General features: G+C 66.2%; 17 protein-coding genes. All 17 read left to right on the plus strand.

The features are described from left to right. A partial coding sequence (locus RN01_RS34600) for a hypothetical protein (protein WP_231582271.1) occupies nucleotides 1-257 on the plus strand: 257 nt, incomplete at its 5' end. Between the two features lie 283 nt (nucleotides 258-540). Continuing rightward, the gene (gene hmgA / locus RN01_RS12415; protein WP_017514872.1) at nucleotides 541-1,869 is read left to right on the plus strand and encodes a homogentisate 1,2-dioxygenase; all 1,329 of its coding nucleotides are present in this window, start codon (nucleotides 541-543) and stop codon (nucleotides 1,867-1,869) included. A 38-nt stretch (nucleotides 1,870-1,907) separates the two neighbouring features. After that, a complete protein-coding gene (gene fahA, locus RN01_RS12420) occupies nucleotides 1,908-3,170 on the plus strand; it encodes a fumarylacetoacetase (protein ID WP_017514873.1) in 1,263 nt (420 codons plus the stop codon). 211 nt (nucleotides 3,171-3,381) lie between these two features. Further along, complete coding sequence (locus RN01_RS12425; protein WP_024570814.1) at nucleotides 3,382-4,167, plus strand: beta-ketoacyl synthase chain length factor; 786 nt, start codon at nucleotides 3,382-3,384, stop codon at nucleotides 4,165-4,167. Continuing rightward, the gene (locus tag RN01_RS12430; RefSeq protein WP_024570813.1) at nucleotides 4,160-4,939 is read left to right on the plus strand and encodes a 1-acyl-sn-glycerol-3-phosphate acyltransferase; all 780 of its coding nucleotides are present in this window, start codon (nucleotides 4,160-4,162) and stop codon (nucleotides 4,937-4,939) included. The genes RN01_RS12425 and RN01_RS12430 overlap by 8 nt, the downstream gene beginning before the upstream one ends. Beyond that, complete coding sequence (locus RN01_RS12435; RefSeq protein WP_011518861.1) at nucleotides 4,926-5,195, plus strand: phosphopantetheine-binding protein; 270 nt, start codon at nucleotides 4,926-4,928, stop codon at nucleotides 5,193-5,195. Before RN01_RS12430 ends, RN01_RS12435 begins: the two co-directional genes overlap by 14 nt. 52 nt (nucleotides 5,196-5,247) lie before the next feature. Continuing rightward, nucleotides 5,248-5,505, plus strand: coding sequence for an acyl carrier protein (locus RN01_RS12440; RefSeq protein ID WP_008652282.1), 258 nt, complete (start codon nucleotides 5,248-5,250; stop codon nucleotides 5,503-5,505). A gap of 7 nt (nucleotides 5,506-5,512) precedes the next feature. Beyond that, nucleotides 5,513-6,070, plus strand: a complete 558-nt coding sequence (locus RN01_RS12445; RefSeq protein WP_017514763.1) for a membrane protein — start codon at nucleotides 5,513-5,515, stop codon at nucleotides 6,068-6,070. Next, the gene (locus RN01_RS12450) at nucleotides 6,063-7,736 is read left to right on the plus strand and encodes an AMP-binding protein (RefSeq protein ID WP_017514764.1); all 1,674 of its coding nucleotides are present in this window, start codon (nucleotides 6,063-6,065) and stop codon (nucleotides 7,734-7,736) included. The genes RN01_RS12445 and RN01_RS12450 overlap by 8 nt, the downstream gene beginning before the upstream one ends. Beyond that, complete coding sequence (locus RN01_RS12455) at nucleotides 7,733-8,485, plus strand: glycosyltransferase family 2 protein (protein WP_011518864.1); 753 nt, start codon at nucleotides 7,733-7,735, stop codon at nucleotides 8,483-8,485. Before RN01_RS12450 ends, RN01_RS12455 begins: the two co-directional genes overlap by 4 nt. Then, nucleotides 8,482-9,513, plus strand: coding sequence for an acyltransferase (locus tag RN01_RS12460; protein WP_024570812.1), 1,032 nt, complete (start codon nucleotides 8,482-8,484; stop codon nucleotides 9,511-9,513). The genes RN01_RS12455 and RN01_RS12460 overlap by 4 nt, the downstream gene beginning before the upstream one ends. Further along, a complete protein-coding gene (locus tag RN01_RS12465; protein ID WP_017515621.1) occupies nucleotides 9,491-9,907 on the plus strand; it encodes a thioesterase family protein in 417 nt (138 codons plus the stop codon). The genes RN01_RS12460 and RN01_RS12465 overlap by 23 nt, the downstream gene beginning before the upstream one ends. Next, nucleotides 9,904-10,533: an outer membrane lipoprotein carrier protein LolA gene (locus tag RN01_RS12470; protein WP_017515622.1), complete on the plus strand. Its 630-nt coding sequence runs from the start codon at nucleotides 9,904-9,906 to the stop codon at nucleotides 10,531-10,533. Before RN01_RS12465 ends, RN01_RS12470 begins: the two co-directional genes overlap by 4 nt. Continuing rightward, entirely contained in the window at nucleotides 10,526-12,913 is a 2,388-nt protein-coding gene (locus RN01_RS12475) for an MMPL family transporter (RefSeq protein ID WP_223277427.1), read from the plus strand. Before RN01_RS12470 ends, RN01_RS12475 begins: the two co-directional genes overlap by 8 nt. Continuing rightward, a complete protein-coding gene (locus RN01_RS12480) occupies nucleotides 12,910-14,139 on the plus strand; it encodes an NAD(P)/FAD-dependent oxidoreductase (RefSeq protein WP_017514977.1) in 1,230 nt (409 codons plus the stop codon). The genes RN01_RS12475 and RN01_RS12480 overlap by 4 nt, the downstream gene beginning before the upstream one ends. Next, complete coding sequence (locus tag RN01_RS12485; protein WP_024570811.1) at nucleotides 14,136-14,717, plus strand: DUF3261 domain-containing protein; 582 nt, start codon at nucleotides 14,136-14,138, stop codon at nucleotides 14,715-14,717. The genes RN01_RS12480 and RN01_RS12485 overlap by 4 nt, the downstream gene beginning before the upstream one ends. Continuing rightward, entirely contained in the window at nucleotides 14,714-15,904 is a 1,191-nt protein-coding gene (locus RN01_RS12490; RefSeq protein WP_017513963.1) for a beta-ketoacyl-ACP synthase, read from the plus strand. Before RN01_RS12485 ends, RN01_RS12490 begins: the two co-directional genes overlap by 4 nt.

A 15,904-nucleotide genomic window follows, 5' to 3' on the forward strand; every position in this document is an offset into this window, starting at 1 on the left:
GGGCCCGGCAACCGCCGCGCCTGCTGCGCCGGCCCCTGGCGGGTTCGGTTCGGGCTCGACGCCCGAAGGTCACAAGCCCGTCTGAGCCCGGTAGGGCTCCGGATTTCTCGGCACGGCGAACGTTCGTTCGCCGTGCCGAGGTCCAGTCGCCCCTGCATTCGGGCGCGATGACCCTTTCCTCCTGGCTGGCCTGGGCGCAGCCATCGCCGCTGTCGTCCATGCAGCCGGCATTCTGCCTCGCCGATTCTCCGGCGTGATTGGCAGCCCCTTTCCGAAAGACTTTCTTCCCTGTCTGTCCTGCTTTCGCAGCACATCCGTGCATCTGCGCGTTTGCTCGCGCGCTGTCGCCTATCGTAATTGTGGTTTGACATTGCGCAAGACGGTGATTACGATTTGGTAAATCGATTTCACAATACGTAAATCGAAGATAAAGCGGAGACATCGTCACAGGACGGGCCTGGCGTTCGCCAGCAGCCAGTCTCCTTGCCGCCCAGGATGCTCGCCGCGTCGCAGGTACGAGCAAAGTGAGAGGAAGACTTCATGACCCAGACCCAACTCAATGTGGCCGACACCGCCGTGGCGGAGTACATGTCCGGTTTTGCCAATGAGTTCGCCACGGAGGCGTTGCCCGGTGCGTTGCCGGTAGGACGCAACTCGCCGCAGCGGGCGCCGTATGGCCTGTATGCCGAACAGCTATCGGGCACCGCGTTCACCGCGCCGCGCGCCCACAATCGCCGTTCGTGGCTGTATCGCATTCGCCCGGCAGCCATGCACAAGCCGTTCACGCTGATCGAGCAGGATCGTTGGCTGAGCCGGTTCGACGAAGTGGCGCCATCGCCAAATCAGATGCGCTGGAGTGCGCCGGCCATGCCGACCGCTCCCACCGACTTCGTCGATGGCATCGTCACGATGGCTGGTAACGGCGGTCCGGAAGCGCTGTCCGGGTGCGGGATCCATCTGTATCTGGCCAACGCGTCGATGCGGGACCGCTTCTTCTACAACGCCGATGGCGAAATGCTGATCGTGCCGCAGGAGGGCCGTCTGCTGATCGTCACCGAGATGGGGCGCCTGGCCGTGGAGCCGCAGGAGATCGTAGTGATCCCGCGCGGCGTGCGTTTCCGCGTGGAACTGCCCGACGGCGCGGCGCGTGGCTATATCTGCGAGAACTACGGCGCGATGTTCAAGCTGCCCGACCTCGGCGTGATCGGCTCCAACGGGCTGGCTAACCCACGGGATTTCCTGACGCCGGTCGCCAGCTACGAGGATCGCGAAGGCGACTTCGAACTGGTCGCCCGTTTCCAGGGCAATCTTTGGCGTGCCGACATTGGCCACTCGCCGCTCGATGTGGTGGCGTGGCACGGCAACTATGTGCCGTACAAGTACGATCTGCGTCTCTTCAACACGATCGGCTCGATCAGCTACGACCATCCGGACCCGTCGATCTTCCTGGTGCTGCAATCGCCGTCGGATACGCCGGGCGTGGACACGATCGACTTCGTGATCTTCGGCCCGCGCTGGCTGGCCGCGGAAGACACGTTCCGTCCGCCTTGGTTCCACCGCAATATCGCCAGCGAATTCATGGGTTTGATCGCGGGCGAGTACGACGCCAAGGCCGAAGGCTTTGTGCCGGGCGGAGCGAGCCTGCACAACTGCATGAGCGGTCATGGCCCTGATGCGGAGACCTTCGAGCGTGCGTCCGCCTCTGACACCAGCAAGCCGCACCACATCACGGACACGATGGCATTCATGTTCGAAACCCCGGGCGTGATCCGTCCGACGCGGCAAGCTGCCGAGTCGGCGCTGCTCCAGCACGATTACTACACCTGCTGGCAAGGCCTGAAGAAGCATTTCAACCCGAACGTGCGTTGATCTGACGCGACTCTCGCACCAATAGGAGTAACAAGATAATGACTGCCCCCAAGACTAGCTGGGTCGATTCCGCGAACGACGGCCAGACCCATTTCCCGCTGCAGAACCTGCCGTATGGCATCTTTTCGACCACGGGCGGCGCGGCGCGCGTGGGCGTGGCGATCGGCAACCAGATCGTCGATCTGGCCGCGCTGGACGATGCCGGCCTGATGCCGACGGCGGCGAAGGGCGCGTTTGCAGCGTCGAGCCTCAACCGCTTTATCGCGCTGGGCAAGCCGGTCTGGACCGACGTGCGCGCGCGCCTGACCGCGCTGCTGTCCGCCGATGACCAGCGGCTCTCTGGCAATGCAGCGCTGCGCGACAAGGCACTCGTGCCGATGTCGGCCGCCACGCTGCACTTGCCGGTGGATATTCCCGGCTATACGGACTTCTATTCGTCGCGCGAACACGCCACCAACGTTGGCCGCATGTTCCGCGATCCCGAAAACGCGCTGCTGCCGAACTGGCTCGAAATCCCGATCGGCTATAACGGTCGTGCGAGTTCGGTGGTCGTCAGCGGCACTGCGCTGCATCGTCCCAATGGCCAGATCAAGCTGCCGAACGAGGCGCGCCCGATCTTCAGTCCCTGCCGCAAGCTCGATTACGAGCTTGAGATGGCCTTTATCGTCGGCAAGCCCTCGAACCTCGGCGAGCCGGTGAGCACGGGCGATGCCCCGGCCCATATGTTCGGTCTGGTGATCCTCAACGACTGGAGCGCCCGCGATATCCAGCAGTGGGAGTACGTGCCGCTCGGTCCGTTCAACAGCAAGTCCTTCGGCACCTCAATTTCGCCGTGGGTGGTGACGATGGACGCGCTGGAGCCGTTCCGCCGCGAAAACCCGGCGCAATCGCCGGAGCCGTTGCCGTATCTGCAGCAGCAAGGGCAAAACGCCTATGACATCGACCTGGAAGTGGCGCTGCAACCAGCCGGCGCCACGGCGGCCAGCACGGTGTGCCGCACCAACTTCAAGGCGATGTACTGGACCATGGCGCAGCAACTGGCCCACCACACGGTATCGGGCTGCAATGTGCGCATTGGCGACCTGATGGGCTCCGGCACGATCAGCGGCACTACGTCGGATTCGTGCGGCAGCCTGCTGGAAACCACGCGCAATGGTGCGGAACCCGTCACCTTGGCTGATGGCGCGAAGCGCGGTTTCCTCGAGGATGGCGATACCGTGACCATGAAGGGCTGGTGTCAGGGCGAGGGGTATCGCGTCGGCTTCGGCGAGGTAACAGGTAAAATCCTGCCGGCGCGCTAAGTACCGCGACGGCCGCTACGGCGGCCACGGCAAGTCAACAGGGCGGAGCGGCAAGAAAGTGCTGCATCCGCCCTGTTACATTTCCGAAATTCCGTTACTTTTCTGGCACAGCCAGTGCGCGCAGGAGCATGAGAGAATGCGCCGCCGACCAGATATCCAACCTATCAGAATCTGGCGGCGGACCGGGTCACAATCCTCCCACGCGCAAGGCATGACACTTGAATTCGAGATCCGCGCATGGGCGGCATGTGCGCCGGCGTTGCAGACACACGCCGACTGGCTGGCATGGAGCCGAGCCCCATGGCTGCCGGAAGGTGCTGATCTGCCCGCGCTTGCCGCGATGGCGCCGATGTTGCGTCGCCGTGTCAATGCCACAGGACGTGCCGCGCTACATCCCGCCTACGAGATCGCCGCCAATGACGCAGGCGTAATGCCGGCCGTCTTCGCTTCGCGTCACGGTGATTCGCGCCGCGCTTTTTCGATGCTGAGCGAGCTTGCCGCCGGCGAACAGCTGTCGCCCACGGCGTTCGGTCTGTCCGTGCACAACGCGATCGGGGCGATGTTTTCCATCGACCGGAGCGCGGCATCCAATATCCAGGCGTTGTCCGGTGGGAAGGACACCGTAGAGGCCGCCATCGTCGAGGCCTGCAGCTTGCTGGCCGATGGTGCCGACGAGGTCCTGCTGGTCTGCTATGACACACCGCTTCCCGAGCCGTACCTGACGTATGCCGACGAACCGCAGTGCCTGTATGGGTGGGCGTGGCGCGTGGGCTTGCCGCGTGCAGGCGCGCCAGTGTGGTCGCTCGAGTTGGCCGATCCCGCGATCGCGGTGACCGACAAGTCGGGGGACGGCCCCGTGGACGGTCAGGGGCAGCCGCTGCTGCCACACGGCCTGGAGGTATTGCATTTCGTCCTGTCCAATGACGCAGGGGCCGGCAAGTCGCAATTGTTGCATCGCGCGGATCATGCGATCTGGAAGTGGGGTCGCCATGTTTGACCGCCTCGGCCGCGCGTGGCGCGTTGTCGCCACGGCATTCTGCTTCGCGATCTTCGGCATCGGGGGCCTGGTGCTGGGCGTTCTGGTATTCCCGCTGCTCTCGCTGATGCTCTGGGCGCGTGCCAGGGCGCAGCGGGCCTGTCGCCGCGTGATTCATTCCACGCTGTGGGGATTCCTGTGGCTGATGCGCACCCTGGGCGTGCTGGACTACGAAATTCGCAACGCGGATCGGCTGCGCCGGCCCGGTCTGCTGATCGTGGCCAATCATCCGTCGCTGATCGACGCGGTCTTCCTGCTGGCGCTGACACCCAACGCGAACTGCGTTGTGAAGGGGTCGCTGGCGCGGAATCCGTTCACGCGGGGGGCCGTGCAGGCCACCGGCTGGGTACGCAACGACAGCGGTGGCGTGGCGATGGTCGACGACTGCATCGCATCACTCCGCGCCGGCAGCAGCCTGATCATCTTTCCGGAAGGCACCCGCACGCGGCCCGGCGCGCCGCTGCAATTGCAGCGCGGCGCGGCCAACGTGGCCGTGCGCGGTGATATTGCGCTGACACCGGTGGTGATCCGCTGCGTACCGCCTACGCTGACTAAAGGCGAGAAGTGGTACCACGTCCCACGGCGGCGGCCGCGCTTTGTCATCGACGTTCATGCCGATGTCAGCGTCGCCCAGTGGGTGCCGCAAGGCCTGGAGCCCGTAAAGGCCGTACGCCGGTTGAATCATTCACTATCTGACTATTTTTCTCGGGAGATCCGCCGTGAAGTCGCTTGAGCAGGAAATCAAGGAACTCATTATTACCTCGCTGTCTTTGGAAGATATCAAGGCGGAAGATATCGAGACCGACGCGCCGCTCTTCGTGGAAGGGCTGGGGCTCGATTCCATCGACGCGCTGGAACTCGGCCTGGCGCTGCAGAAGCGCTATGGAATCACCATGAAGGGCGAGAAGGACGAAGTCCGCGCCCGGTTCGCCAGCGTCGCCACGCTGGCCGCCTATATTGCGTCGCAGCGCGGCCAGGCCACCGCGTGACGCGCGGATGATGGTCTGGATGGTTTGAATCGGGGAACACGGAGCCACAAGCATGACGCACGACGAAATCTTCACACGCGTGGCCGGGGTGCTCGAACAGATGTTCGAGATCGACCCAGCCCGCATCACGCTCGATGCGCGCCTGTATGACGATCTCGATATCGACAGCATCGACGCCGTGGACCTGCTGGTGAAAATGAAACCGCTGATGAGCCGGCCGATCCGGGCTGAGCAGTTCAAATCGGTGAAGACGGTGGGCGACGTGGTGCGGACCCTGGCATCGCTGATCGACTCGCCGGCCACCGCCTGACAAGCACATGGCATGGCGCAAATGGGGGCTGGGGCTGCTGACGATGGCTTACCCGCTCGTGATCTACTTCGGCTTGCAGCACTACTCGCCGCGCGTGATGGCGCTGGCGCTGGTCGCGCTCGCGCTGCTGCGTGCCGCCACCAGCCGCCAGACCGGCTGGCGCGTCACGGCGCTGCTGGCGGCCGGGCTGGCAATAGCGGTGCTGGCCTCCGATCATGAACTGCCGCTGAAGCTCTACCCCGTCCTCGTCAATGTGGCCATGCTCGCCGTCTTTGGCTGGAGCCTGCGCCATCCTCCCACGCTGATCGAACGCCTTGCGCGCCTGCGCGAGCCGGATTTGCCGCCGAGCGGCGTGGCCTATACGCGCCGGGTCACACAGGCTTGGTGCGTGTTCTTCGTCGTCAACGGCACGATTGCCGCGATTACGGCCCTGGCCGGTAGCGACCGTGCCTGGGCGATCTACAACGGCGGCATTGCCTACGGATTGATCGGCGCAATGTTCGCGGTGGAGTGGCTGGTGCGCCAGCGCGTGAAGCGCCGTCATGCGGAGGGCCATCATGGATGACCGTCTGAACGGCGTCAGTGCAACGATGGCAGCGCTGGCTGCCCGAGACGATGCTCGCGCCTTGGTCGCGCGGGCAACGGCATGGCGACACGCGTTCCTGGCGGCGCCCGGCGCGCGCTGGGCGTTGTTCGTCGACAGCCCGGCCGAGTTTGCCGCTGCGCTGTTCGGCGCCTGGCACGCGGGCAAGCATGTGGTGCTGCCCGGCGATGCGAGGCCCGATACGCTTGCCGCGCTGCGCGAGCAGGTCGATGGCATGGCCGGCGATCTTCCGCAGGGCCTGCAACCGTCGGCCACGGAGTCTCCGCTGCAATGGCCCCGCCTGGACGCGCGAGAAACCTGGATCACGTTGTTCACGTCCGGCTCCACCGGTGCGCCGGAGGCGGCGCCCAAGCGGCTGGCGCAACTAGAGGCCGAGGTCCATGCGCTCGAACAGGCGTTTGGCCCGACGATGCCGCGAGAAAGCCGTCTGTTGACGACGGTTTCGCATCAACATATCTACGGCCTGTTGTTCACGATCCTGTGGCCGCTGGCGGTGGGCCGGTCGATGCCTGTGGCGCGCATGGCGTTCCACGAGGAGCTGGTCGCGGCCTGTGCCGAAGACCGGACACCGGTGGTCCTGGTCAGCAGTCCGGCGCATCTGAAGCGGATGCCGGAAGCGCTGGACTGGGCCGCCACGCGCGGCGTGGTGCGGGCGGTGTTTTCGTCGGGTGGTCCGTTGCCGCCCGAGGGTGCGTCGGATGTGATGCGCCATATCGGCGTTTCGCCGATTGAAGTATTCGGAAGTTCCGAGACCGGTGGCATCGCGTGGCGTCAGCGCGCGGCAGGGGACGACCGCTGGACGCCGCTGCCCGGTGTGGCGTGGCGGCTGCAGGAAGGTTTCCTCGCGGTGCGCTCGGCCCACCTCGCCGACGATGACTGGCAGGTGTGCGCCGACCGGGTGCTGCCGACTGGAGATGGCGGATTCGTGCTGGCCGGTCGGGCGGACCGTATCGTCAAGATCGAGGAAAAACGGGTGTCGCTGAGCGCGATCGAGCAGCGGTTGCTGGCGTCGCCGCTGGTGCGCGAAGCCCGCGCGCTGCTGATCGAGACCGCCATCGGCACGCGCGTGGGCACGGCGATCGTGCTGCAGGAGGCCGGCCAGTCGATGCTCGACGGCAAGGGCCGTCATGCGCTGATTGCCGCGCTGCGCCGTGCGCTGGTCGACGGTGTTGACCGGCTGGCGTTGCCGCGGCGCTGGGCGTTCCCGCAGGCGTTGCCGTGCAACGCGCAGGGCAAGACCACCGAGGCGATGCTGCGCGAACTGCTGCGCCACAGTATTCCGGTGGCGCGCTGGGTGGAGGCCGACGATACGTCGGCCACCGCCGAGCTGGACATCGCCGAAGACCTCGCAATCTTCGATGGCCACTTTCCGGGCGCACCGATCGTGCCGGGCGTCGCCCAGATCGACTGGGTCATGGCGCTGGCGCCGCAACGGCTGGCGGTCCCGCCACGTCAACGTTTTGCCAGGCTGGATGTGCTCAAATTCCAGGCTGTGATGCGTCCCGGCGCAGCGGTGCGCATGGCGCTCGACTGGCAGCCGGCGTCATGCACGCTGGCCTTTCGACTAACCTCCGATGCCGGCTCGCACGCGAGCGGCAAGATCGTTTTTCACCCCGCAGTTTCATGACCGCCGTTTTTCGTCCCATCGTGCTGGTTCCGGTCTTTGACCACGAACATGCCATCGGAGCCATGGTCGAGGCCATCCTGAGGCATCCGTGGCCGTGCCTGCTGGTCGATGACGGCAGCGGCCCGGCGTGCAGCCAGGTGCTGCGCGACCTTGCCGATGCCCATGGGGAGCGCGTGATCCTGATCCGTCTGCCGCAAAACCGGGGCAAGGGTGCAGCGATGATGGCCGGCTTCCAGGAGGCCGCGAAGCTCGGCTATACGCACGCGCTGCAGATCGATGCCGATGGGCAGCACAATGCCGACGACATCGCGCGTTTCTTCACGCTGGCACGCGAGAACCCGACGGCGGTCATCGCGGGCTGCCCGGTGTATGACCAGACGGTGCCGCGCCACCGCTTCTATTTCCGGTATCTCACGCACATCCTGGTGTGGATCAACACGCTCTCGTTCGAGATCCGCGACTCGATGTGCGGCTTGCGGGTCTATCCGCTCGACGCGGTGACAGCGCTGATGCAGGACGTGCGGCTCGGCCACCACATGGAGTTCGACACCGAGGTGATCGTGCGCCTGTACTGGCGCGGCGTGCCGGTCGTCAACGTTCCGACGCGGGTCACGTATCCCAGCGATGGCGTCTCGCATTTCCGTCTGATCCAGGACAACCTGCTGATGACGGGGATGCTGACCCGCCTGTTCTTCGGCATGTTGTGGCGAATGCCGCGTCTGCTGTGGCGCAAGGTGCGCCCCGCATGAGCACCTTGCACCCCGAAACACCGGGCGCCGCGCCGCGCCGCCGCACGCCGCACTGGAGCGCCATCGGCGAAGCCACCTGCGTCTGGGGCATCTGGTTGCTCTACGGCCTGTACCGCGCGTTTGGCCGGCTGCTGTTCCGCGTGGTGATGTACCCCGTGGTCGTCTACTTCTGGTTGGCGTATCCGCTGGCGCGCCGGTCGTCGATGGAGTACCTCGCGCGAGTCGAGGCGGCAACAGGTGCCATCGGCACGCAGCCCACGTGGCGCCAGTCGCTGCGGCATCTGTTTTCGTTTGGCGACACGATGCTCGACAAGCTGCTGGCCATCGGCGGACGGTATCGCTTCGAGCATGTTTCCAAGGAAGGCGGCGACGTGCTGCTCCGGCAGATCGCGAGCGGGCGGGGCGGCATCATCATGACCGCTCACGTCGGCTGTCTGGAGCTTTGCCGGGCGATGGCCAACCGGTTGAACGGGCTGCGGCTGACCGTGCTTGTCCACAGCGCCCATGCCGAGCGCTTCAATCGCATCCTGGCCCGGCTGGACCCGGACTCGATGCTGCAGCTCTACCAGATCGACGATATCTCTCCGGCCACGGCGCTCGAACTGTCTGCGCGCGTGGAGGCCGGTGAATTCGTGGCGATTGCCGGCGATCGCGCGCCCGCGCACGGTGGCCGGGCTGTGCGGGTGCCGTTCCTCGGTCAGCCCGCACGCTTCCCGGTAGGCCCCTATGTGCTGGCGAGCCTGCTGAAATGCCCGCTGTACGCGATGGGCTGTGTGCGGGAAGGGCGCGGGCACCTGATCCGCTTCACCGAGCTGGAACGCGTCGTGACGCTACCGCGCGCCACACGCGAGGCACGTCTGCAGGCGCTGGCCGCGACCTACGCCCGCTGGCTGGAGGACCTCGTGGCGCGTTCACCGTACGACTGGTTCAATTTCTATGATTTCTGGGCGGACGATCCGATCAGCATCGGCCGCCGTGACATGCAGCAGCCCGCACAGGAGCGCGATGCCAAGAATCCTGAGTCATGAGATCACGCTGACGCCAGCGTTCCACGATCTCGATCCGATGAACGTGGTCTGGCACGGCAACTATCTCCGTTACTTCGAGCTGGCACGCTGCGCGTTGCTGCAGCAGATCGACTACGACTATCCGCAGATGTCAGCATCGGGCTATGCCTGGCCGATCGTCGACGTGCGCGTCAAGTACGTTCGCCCGCTGCGATACGGCCAGCCCGTGATTGTGCGTGCCACGTTCGCGGAATGGGAGAACCGGCTCCGAATTGACTATGAGATGCGCGACGCGCTGTCCGGTGCGCGGCTGACCAAGGGATACTCCATCCAGGTGGCGGTGGATATGGCCACCCAGGAGATGCAGTACGTCAGTCCGCCCGTGCTGCTGCAACGGCTTGGAGTCGAGCCATGATGCGCCGCCGCGCTTTGCAGGCGATGTTTGCGCTGGTGGCGATGGCGGCGATGAGCGTCGTACCGGCACACGCCGAGGATCTTTCCGCAGCCGTGTCGGCGCGGTTGTCCGATGCGCCGGTCATCCATGGTCAGTTCGAGCAGACGCGGAGGCTGGCCGGCTTCAGTAACCCGTTGATCTCGCGGGGCGACTTCGTGATGGCGCAAGGCCGGGGCGTAGTGTGGGCCACGCGTGAGCCGTTCGCGTCGAGCCTGCTGGTCACGCCAGAGAAGCTGGTGATGCGGGGCGCGGACGGCAAGGTGCAGCAGGAAATGCAGGCGGACGCCCAGCCCGCCATGCGGCTGGTCGGGGAGTCGATGATCGCGATCCTGCGCGGCGACCTGCGCAGTCTGTCCACGCGCTTTAGCGTGACCGGCAAGCTCGTCGGCAAGTCGGGCTGGACGCTGACCCTGACACCGACCGATGCGGGTGTGCGCCGCGCGTTCACGCGGATCGATCTGGCCGGAGACCGCTACGTCCGCGACGTCAGGCTCGTGGAAGCCAGCGGCGACAGCACCGTTGTCAGGATGATCGACCCCGCCGGAGCGGAAAAACTCAGTCCTTCGGAGGAACAACGTTTTGAATGAACTGGCCCACGGGGCCGCGATGCAGGGCGGGCTGACCCGCCGCGAGCGCCTGCTGGCGATTGGCTGGCTGCTGCTCGTGATTGCGCTGATCGCACACCAGGTGCAGTTCTGGCGTGCATCGCGGCTCGATACCGACGTGATGGCGCTGCTGCCGACCAGCGAGCGCACCGCCACGGCCGACCGCGTGCTGCGTCAGCTGACCGACGGTGTGTCGCGCGAGATCGTCGTGTTGGTGGGGGGCTCGGACTGGGCCCGCACGCGCGCGGCGGCGCAGCGCTTCTCGCAGGCCACGTCCGGCGGCAGCGCGTTGCTGAAGCCCGTCGACAAGATTGCCGCGTTCGATTTCGACGCTGCGCTGGCGTTCTACCGGCCGTGGCGCGACGGGCTTCTGACCGACGCGCAGCGCGAGGCATTGCGCACGACCAATGCCGATACGCTCGCGCAGCAGGCGCTGACGCGGCTCTACCAGTTTTCCACCGGACCGCGCCTGACCGATTGGGCGTCCGACCCGCTCGGGCTGTGGCAGAACTGGTGGCTGTCTCGCGCGGCGGTGACCCGCGTGCATGAGCGCGATGGTCTGGCAACGGTGACCGGCGAAGGCAAGGACTGGGTGCTGTTGACGTATCGGATCACCAAGCCCGCGTTTTCCGCCAATGGCAGCACCGACTACGGCGACCTGCTCCATGCGGCGGAAGCGGCGGCGCGTCAGGGCGACGACGGGGTGCGCGTGGTGACGGCCGGCATCCCGCTGCACGCCGAAGCCGCGGCTGCGCAGGCCAATTGGGAAATGAACGTGATCGGATGGGGTTCGCTGGCCGCGGTGCTGCTGCTGGTGTGGCTGGCCTTCCGTTCGCTGCGGCCCATCGTGCTGGTGGGGCTGTCACTGCTGATCGGGACGGCGGCGGCAATCTCCGCCACGGCGATCGTCTTCGACCGCGTTCACCTGATCACGCTGGTGTTCGGCGCCAGTCTGGTCGGGGTGGCCGAGGACTTCGGCATCCACTACTTCGTGACGCGCCAGGCCATGCCGCGCGCGACGCCGCCTGCCGTGATGCGCTTCCTGGCGCCGGGACTGGCGCTGGCGTTGTCTACGAGCGTGGTGGCCTATCTCGCGCTTGGCATCGCACCGTTCCCCGGGCTGCGCCAGATGGCGCTGTTCTCCGCGGTTGGCCTGATTACGGCCTTCCTGACAGTGCTGTTCTGGTTCCCTTTACTCGATCGGGGCAACCTGCGTCCGACGCGTCTTTCCACCTGGCTTGCCGATAGCCTGGCGCGCTGGCCGTACGCACGCAATGACCGGCGTACCTGGCTGGCGCTTGGCGTGTTGATGCTGTTCATCGTGAGCGGCATCTGGCAGGTGCGCGTTGCCGACGACATCCGGCAACTGCAGAGTTCGCCGCCCGCGCTGATCGAGGCGCAACGCACGGCAGGGCAGTTGCTGGGCACGCCAAGCCCGGCGCAGTTCATCCTCGTGCGTGGCGCGACGCCGGACGAGGTGCTCGCGCGCGAGGAGGCGATCAAGGCCGGGTTGGCCGATGCGATCCGGCGCGGCGATCTGGCCGGCTTCATTGCGATCTCGGACTGGGTGCCGTCCGCCGGCCGTCAGCAAGCCGATGCCGCGCTGGCCGATCGGCAGGAGGCGGCGATCCGCGCACGCGTGGCCAGCGCAGTGGGCGGCTCGATCGCGCCGCCCGCTCCGTCCGCGCGTGCTGGCGACGCCGTGCTGACGCTGCCCGCGTGGCTGGCGAATCCGGTGTCGGAAACCCTGCGACACCTGTGGCTTGGCCGCGAAGGCAATGGCTTTGCCAGTGTGATGCTGTTGCGCGGCCTCGAACACGTGTCGGCGATTCCCGGTATCGCGGCGTCGGTGCGGCAGGTGCCCGGCGCGGAGTGGGTCGATCGCGTGGCCGATATCTCGTTCCTGCTCCATCACTACCGGGTGTTGATGAGCTGGTTCCTGCTGGCAGGTGCCGTGGGCGTGGCACTGCTGCTCTGGTGGCGTTATGGCCGCTCGGGCTGGCGCGCCCTCGTGCCGACGCTGCTGGCGGCTGCGTTCAGTGTGGCCGTGCTGGGCTGGACCGGCGTGCCACTGCAATTGTTCTCGGTGCTCGCCCTGGCGCTGCTGCTGGGTGTGGGCGTCGACTATGGCATTTTCCTGCTCGAACATCCGGGCGATGGCGTGTCCTGGACCGCCATCGTGCTCGGGGCGGCCAGCACGTTGCTGGCGTTCGGGCTGCTTGCGTTGTCGTCGACACCCGCGCTTCATGCGTTCGGGGCGACGATGCTGTCAGGCGTGGGTGCGGTCTGGGTGATGTCGCCGTGGTTCAGGCCGCTGCCCGGAACGTCATCGCATCAAATCAGTCAGGAAGGATCTCAATGAAGAAAGAGACAGTGGACGTACTGATCGTCGGCGCGGGCCCGGCGGGTTCCGTGGCGGCCGGATTGCTGCGCAAGCGCGGCATCGGCGTGATGGTGATCGAAAAGGAAACGTTCCCGCGTTTCTCGATCGGCGAGAGCCTGCTGCCCCAGAGCATGGCCTACATCGAGGAGGCCGGCATGCTGCAGGCCGTGGTGGAGGCGGGCTTCCAGTACAAGAATGGGGCGGCCTTCGCGCGGGGCGACCGCTATACCGATTTCGATTTTCGCGAGAAATTCTCGCCGGGATGGGGCACCACCTATCAGGTGCAGCGCGCCCATTTCGACGATGTGCTGATTCGCGAGGCGCAGAAGCAGGGCGCCGAGGTGCGCTTTCGCCATGTCGTGGAAGCGGTGGACGTCAGCGGTGCCGCGCCGGTCGTCACCGTGCGCGATCCGGATGGCAACGTGTATCAGGTGGAATCACGCTTCCTGCTGGACGCCTCTGGCTTTGGCCGGGTCTTGCCGCGCCTGCTCGACCTGGAGTCGCCGTCGAACTTTCCGGTGCGCGCCGCCATCTTCACGCACGTGGCCGACAGGATTCCGGGGGGCAGCTTCGATCGCAACAAGATCCGCGTCAGCGTGCATCCGGAACACGTCGATGTCTGGTACTGGACCATCCCGTTCTCCAACGGGCGTTGCTCGCAGGGCGTGGTGGCCGAGAAGTCGTTCCTCGACCGGTACGAAGGCGATGAAATGACTCGCCTCAGGCAACTCGTGGCCGAGGAGCCGGGCCTCGCGAAGCTGCTGAAGGATGCCGAGTGGGACACGCCGGCCCGCCAGATCGTCGGCTATTCGGCCAACGTCCGGTCGCTCTGGGGCAATGGCTACGCACTGCTTGGCAATGCCGGCGAATTCCTCGACCCCGTGTTCTCGTCGGGCGTGACGATCGCGTTCAAGTCGGCCAGCCTCGCCACCGCCTGCGTGGCGCGCGCGTTGGCCGGCGAATCCGTGGACTGGGAAACCGAGTACGCCAGGCCGCTGAAAGCAGGCGTTGACTGCTTCCGTGCCTTTGTCGAAGCATGGTACGAAGGCAGCTTCCAGAAGCTTATCTTCCATCCCAACGCGCCCACCGACATTCGCGACATGATCTCGTCGATCCTGGCGGGCTATGCCTGGGATCTGAACAATCCGTTCGTGACGGAGTCGCGCCGTCGGCTGAGCGTGCTGGAGCAATTTTGCGACGATTGAGGCTGCCCGCCGCGCTGGCGACGCTCGCGATGCTGGCCGCCTTGGCCGCGTTAGCGGTGCTGACGGGTTGCGCCACCGTTGCCCCGACGCGAGCCGAGGTGCCGCTGCTGCGCCTGCCGCCGGCCTCGCTGGGCAGGACGCTGAACCTGCAGCAGCAGATCACAGTGCAGTTCCCGTCGCCGCAGGGCGAGCAGACACGTGACATGATCGCGATGCTGGAAGCCGATGCCGCCCATACGCGGCTGGCCGCCATGGCAGGTGGCCAGGTGCTGGCGCGTATCGACTGGGATGGCCGGGAACTGCGTGTGACGCGGGCCCCGTGGGCCCCACGGGAACTGATGCCCGAGCGCATCCTGAGCGACCTGCAACTGTCGCTCTGGCCTGTCGAAGCGATTCAGGCGGCGCTGCCCGATGGCTGGCGCGTCGATGCCACGCCGGCCATGCGTGTGCTGCGGTACGGCGATGAGGTCGTGGCCGAAGTGCGCTATCCGGATGCCACCACCACGCTGTTCACGCAGTTGCGTGACGGCTATCGGCTGACCATTCGCACGTTGCAGGAAGAAGGAAAGACGCCATGACGATCTATCTGAACGCAATGAACGTGATATGCGCGCTCGGTAGCGGCAGTGACGCCGTGCGTGCCGCGCTGTGGCGCAGTGACGGACCGTTTGGTGGCGAGGTCACCGAACGCTACACGCCGGGTAGCCCGCTGCATCTGGGCACCGTTGCGGAGCCCATGGCGGCCACCGACCTTCCGGCGGGCACCGCGCTGGAACTGGCCAGCCGCAACAACGCCATGCTGGAGCGCACGCTTGCCGGCTTGCGTCCGGCGGTGGATGCGGCCATCGCGCGGGTGGGCCCGATGCGGGTGGCGATCGTGCTCGGTACCAGCACGTCCGGCATCTACGAGGGCGAGCTTGCCGTGCGCACGCACGCGAAAGAGGGCACGTGGCCCGAGCAGTTCCACTACGCCCAGCAGGAGCTTGGCTCGCCAGCCCGCTACCTGGCCTGGCGGCTCGGCGTTGGCGGGCCTGCCTACACGATTTCCACGGCGTGCTCGTCCAGCGCCAAGGCCATGTCGGCCGCGGCCCGCCTGATCGAGCATGGCATCGTCGACGTGGCCATCGCGGGCGGTGTCGACACCCTGTGCACGTTTACGATTTCCGGCTTCCTTTCGCTCGATTCGGTGAGCGCCGAGCGGTGCAACCCGCTGTCGGCGAACCGGCGCGGCATCAATCTGGGTGAGGGCGCGGGGTTGTTCCTGATGTCCCGCGAGGCCGGGCCCGTGCGGCTGACCGGCTGGGGCGAGACTTCGGATGCCCACCATATGTCCGCACCCGACCCATCGGGTGTCGGCGCGCGGACGGCCATGCAGCAGGCGCTGGCTCGCGCCGGACTGAAGCCCGCGGACATCGACTATCTGAACCTGCACGGAACCGCCACCGAGCAGAACGACGTGATGGAAGCGCGCGCGGTGTCCGACCTGTTCGGCGCCGATGTGCCGGTCAGTTCCACCAAGTCGCAGACCGGGCACACGCTTGGGGCCGCTGGCGCGGTGGAAGCCGCACTGCTGTACCTGACGCTGACGGACAACCCTCGGGGTCGTCTGCCGCCGCACTGGTGGGATGGCATCGCTGACCCGGCGATGCCGCCGCTGCATGTGGCGGGCGCCGACGAATCCCTGGGCCGGCCGGTGCGCCATGCGGTGAGCAATTCGTTTGCGTTTGGGGGTAGCAATTGCGTATTGGTGATGGGGGAGGGCTAA

Source organism: Cupriavidus sp. SHE (assembly GCF_000812445.1).
Lineage (GTDB): Bacteria > Pseudomonadota > Gammaproteobacteria > Burkholderiales > Burkholderiaceae > Cupriavidus > Cupriavidus metallidurans.